Source organism: Vibrio sp. 03_296 (genome assembly GCF_002265885.1).
On record NZ_NPKW01000082.1, the window covers coordinates 1 to 4,274 of the forward strand.

General features: G+C 43.7%; 3 protein-coding genes and 2 pseudogenes. 3 read left to right on the forward strand and 2 right to left on the reverse strand.

Going from position 1 to position 4,274, the window contains the following annotated elements:
* Window positions 1–188 (reverse strand): annotated as a pseudogene (locus CIK04_RS10610) (IS5/IS1182 family transposase); the annotation flags it as partial.
* Between the two features lie 200 nt (window positions 189–388).
* Here CIK04_RS10610 and CIK04_RS10615 point away from each other — a divergent pair.
* The gene (locus tag CIK04_RS10615) at window positions 389–640 is read left to right on the forward strand and encodes an accessory factor UbiK family protein (protein ID WP_045594363.1); all 252 of its coding nucleotides are present in this window, start codon (window positions 389–391) and stop codon (window positions 638–640) included.
* A gap of 192 nt (window positions 641–832) precedes the next feature.
* Here the strand turns inward: CIK04_RS10615 and ilvC are convergent, their stop codons facing one another.
* Window positions 833–2,317 carry a ketol-acid reductoisomerase gene (gene ilvC / locus CIK04_RS10620; RefSeq protein WP_011079096.1) on the reverse strand — a complete coding sequence of 495 codons (1,485 nt, stop codon included), beginning with the start codon at window positions 2,315–2,317 and terminating at the stop codon, window positions 833–835.
* A gap of 141 nt (window positions 2,318–2,458) precedes the next feature.
* Here ilvC and ilvY point away from each other — a divergent pair, with 141 nt between their 5' ends.
* Together ilvY and CIK04_RS10630 are read left to right on the forward strand one after the other, a co-directional pair.
* Window positions 2,459–3,349, forward strand: coding sequence for an HTH-type transcriptional activator IlvY (ilvY, locus tag CIK04_RS10625; protein WP_045628730.1), 891 nt, complete (start codon window positions 2,459–2,461; stop codon window positions 3,347–3,349).
* Window positions 3,350–3,442: 93 nt separating this feature from the next.
* Window positions 3,443–4,130: pseudogene (locus CIK04_RS10630) on the forward strand (IS630 family transposase); the annotation flags it as partial.
* Window positions 4,131–4,274 lie beyond the last annotated feature (144 nt).

Genomic DNA, 4,274 nt, shown 5'->3' on the forward strand with positions numbered 1-4,274 from the left:
TTGAAGAGACGAACAGGGTCAACAGGTGGACGCCCATTATCTTTACAATAAAGATGAGCGACTTCATCACGAATGAATTCAAAGTCGATAGCATTATCGATTTTGCGCACTAAATGGTCTTTAGGAACTAACTGTTCCATCGTCACCATTTCCAGTTCGTATTGTTGCGGGGTGGGTTCTTGAAGCATATCGGAGTATCCATATTTCGATACCCCTATTAGATCAAAGGTCTAGCTCGAAAGCTAGACCTTTGTCAGCAGTCTGAGGCCGCTTATGCGGCCTTTTTGTTACTTTTCACGCCACATCTGTGTCGCTTTTTTACGCTGGAGATAGCGACTTTCGCCAGTCAATTACATAGAATACCAACAAAGAAATCAGGAGCTACCTCATGTTTGACCCAAAGAAAATTGAGCAGATTGCAAAACAAATTCACGACTCTATGCCACAACCCGTTAAGGATTTAGGTGCAGATGTGGATCAAAAAATCCGTCAAGTAATTCAAGGCCAGCTCAACAAGCTTGATGTTGTTAGCCGTGAAGAGTTTGATGTGCAAACGCAAGTCTTACTGCGCACTCGTCAAAAGCTAAGCGAGATGGAAAAGAAACTGTCAGAGCTTGAAGAAAAGCTCGCTGGTAAGTAATCCCCACAACGCTACAGTTAGAGCGTCTTTCTTCCTAAAGCACCGATAAGCGAATAAACAAAAGGCTTGGTCAGAGACCAAGCCTTTTAATTACATGTTGTGTTTTCTTTTGTATTTATCACCCCAGTCTGTCTGGAGTTTTGTTAGCGCCCTTTTTAGACACTAGAATGAGGATAGGTGGATAAACGAGACTTAGCCACCAACAGCGATGCGTTTCATGTCAGTCATGTAACCACGCAGCTCTTCACCGATGTACTCAACAGGGTGATTGCGGATAGTTTCATTGACGGCAATGAGCGTCGCGTTATCAACTTGATTAGAGGTTTCACCTAACCCCTTACCAATCACATCTGTCCCGACCGAAGGCATAAACTTCTCACGAAGTAGCGGTGTTGCCACATTAGCAAACAGGTAGTTACCGTATTCCGCTGTGTCTGAGATAACCACGTTCATCTCGTATAGACGCTTACGTGCAATCGTATTTGCGATAAGTGGTAACTCATGCAGCGACTCGTAGTAAGCTGATTCGTCGATAATGCCAGAAGCCGTCATTGCTTCAAACGCAAGTTCAACACCAGCACGAACCATAGCAACCATTAAGATACCGTTATCAAAATACTCTTGCTCAGAGATTTCAACATCCGTTGATGGGTAATTTTCGAATGCCGTTTCACCCGTTTCAGCACGCCAGCCTAGCAGATTTGCATCATCATTCGCCCAATCAGCCATCATAGTGCTAGAGAAGTGACCTGAGATAATGTCATCCATATGTTTGTTGTACAGAGGACGCATCAAATCCTTCAGCTCTTCAGAAAGCTCAAATGCTTTGATCTTCGCTGGGTTTGATAGACGGTCCATCATATGAGTGATACCACCAAACTTCAGTGCTTCAGTAATGGTTTCCCAACCGTACTGCAGTAATTTACCTGCGTAACCTGGGTCAATGCCTTCCGCAACCATCTTCTCGTAACATACGATAGAACCCGCTTGAAGCATGCCACATAGAATGGTTTGCTCACCCATCAAGTCTGATTTCACTTCAGCAACAAAAGAAGACTCTAGACAACCCGCACGATGACCGCCAGTCGCAGCCGCCCAAGCTTTCGCAATGTCCCAACCTTCACCCTTTGGATCGTTTTCTGGGTGGACAGCAATCAATGTAGGAACACCAAAGCCGCGTTTGTATTCTTCACGAACTTCTGTACCAGGACACTTAGGCGCCACCATAACAACCGTCAGGTCTTTACGGATTTGCATGCCTTCTTCAACAACGTTAAAACCGTGTGAGTAGCCTAGAGCTGCACCTTCTTTCATCAGAGGCATTACGGTTTCCACCACATTGGTGTGCTGTTTATCTGGCGTCAAGTTAACAACAAGATCAGCTTGAGGGATCAGCGTTTCGTAACTACCCACTTCAAAACCGTTCTCTTTCGCATTTTTGTATGATTGACGCTGCTCATCAATCGCAGCTTGACGCAGTGCGTAAGCAACATCAAGACCGGAGTCACGCATGTTTAGACCTTGGTTTAGACCTTGCGCACCACAACCTACGATGACGACTTTTTTACCCTTTAGATAATCCGCCTCTGTAGCGAATTCACTGCGATCCATAAAACGACAACGACCCAATTGGTCTAGTTGCTCACGAAGGTTCAAAGTATTGAAATAGTTCGCCATCAGGGCTCTCCTTAAAATTCATCCATCATGGTCGGTGGTTACTCACCGAATGAATTCATACTAAAGCAGACTTTAAGTTGCTCAAAGTGATATATTCACAATTAGTAATTGCAAATAATGCAACACGGAAGCACATATACAATGAACATCAAAAGCTTACAGTTATTCATTCACCTCTGTGATAGTAAGAACTTTGCCAAGACGGCAGCAGCAATGCACATCAGTCCATCCGCGCTCAGTCGTCAAATTCAAAAGCTAGAAGAGGAAACGAACCAACAACTCTTCACTAGAGACAATCGTAGTGTTGATATAACACCTGCCGGAAAAAAATTGATGCCAGTTGCGCTTAAAATGCTTAACGAATGGCAGCAGTATCAATTACAAAACCGTCATTCAGAAACCGAACTCAAAGGGGAAATACGCTTATTTTGTTCCGTCACCGCCAGCTATAGCCACTTACCAGAACTTCTTTCTGAATTTCGACTACAACATCCTTTCATTGAATTCAAAATATCTACCGGTGATCCTGCACAAGCCATGGATAAAATACTGAATGGAGAGGCTGATATTGCTATTTCCGCCAAGCCAGACACAGTACCTGCAAAAGTGGCTTTTGAGCCCATCAGCGAAATTCCGCTCTCTGTAATTGCCCCTCAAGGAGTGAGCAGTTTCACGGATGAAATGAATAGCGATAAACCTGATTGGTCTTCGATCCCCTATATAGTTCCTGAAGCCGGTACCGCTAGAGAAAGGGCTAATACTTGGTTTAAGAAAATGAAAATTAAACCCAATATTTATGCTCAGGTTTCAGGTCATGAAGCGATTGTGAGTATGGTCGCTTTGGGATGTGGGATCGGTATTGCGCCAGATGTTGTGATCAATAACAGCCCAGTCAAAGAGAAAATACAGAGATTAAAAGTCGCTCCCATTAAACCTTTTGAACTGGGAGTATGCTGCATCAAATCTCAGCTCGAAAATCCCCTAATTCAAGCCTTGTGGAAAGTCGCTGAAAGTAAATACATCGTGATTTAATACCAATCTAAGAAAAACATGATGGTTTTATACCAACCTAACTAAAAAATATGAACTAATTGAGGCTGTTACTTCTTCGTGATAAATGACACTATGGACAGTCTCAATAACATTGATTTCAAAAAACTTACTAGCCAACAAAAATCTATTCAAATGAAAGTGCGATTGCTCGCATTGGCCCACTTTAAAGATGGTTACTCTCGAACCCAAATTGCTAAGTTCCTTAAGGTAAGCAGAACCAGTGTGAATCAATGGGTACAAACATTCCTTGAAGAAGGGCTTGAAGGACTGCAAGAGAAACCAAGAACGAGTCGCCCAGCAAAACACGACAACTCGACTTTGGGCTGAGCGTGGCTCAAGACCAAGAGTGGTAAAACAGCAGCAGTTTGAACATGCGTGTTTGTTTGGCTCAGTATGTCCCGCTAGAGGTATTGGCCAGGCAATGGTCGTTCCTTGTGTTAACAAGAACATTATGGTTGAGCATCTGAAGTAGCTCTCCACGGTGACCGAAAAAAGTCGTCACACAGTGGTCATTATGGATGGCGCGGGTTGGCATACCAATGACATTGCAGAGCCATTTGATAATGTCAGTATCATCAAGCTCCCACCCTATTCTCCAGAGCTAAAACCGATAGAACAAGTGTGGAGTAGGTTAAGACAACACTATCTCGCCAATCCATCTTTTGCGGATTACGAAGGCATTGTCTCCAAAGTATGTAGGGCTTGGAAGAGTTTTTTGGAATGTTCGGCCAGAGTCAGACAGATGTGTTCGAGAAGATGGATAGACCTGACAGTTAATTTTCCAGATTGGTATGACATGAGCAAGATGCATTCCCTTGAAAGAAAAATTCATCACGCTGAAAACGACAAAACCCAGTCCGAAGACTGGGTTTCTAAATAAGTGGCGGAGCGGACGGGACTCGAA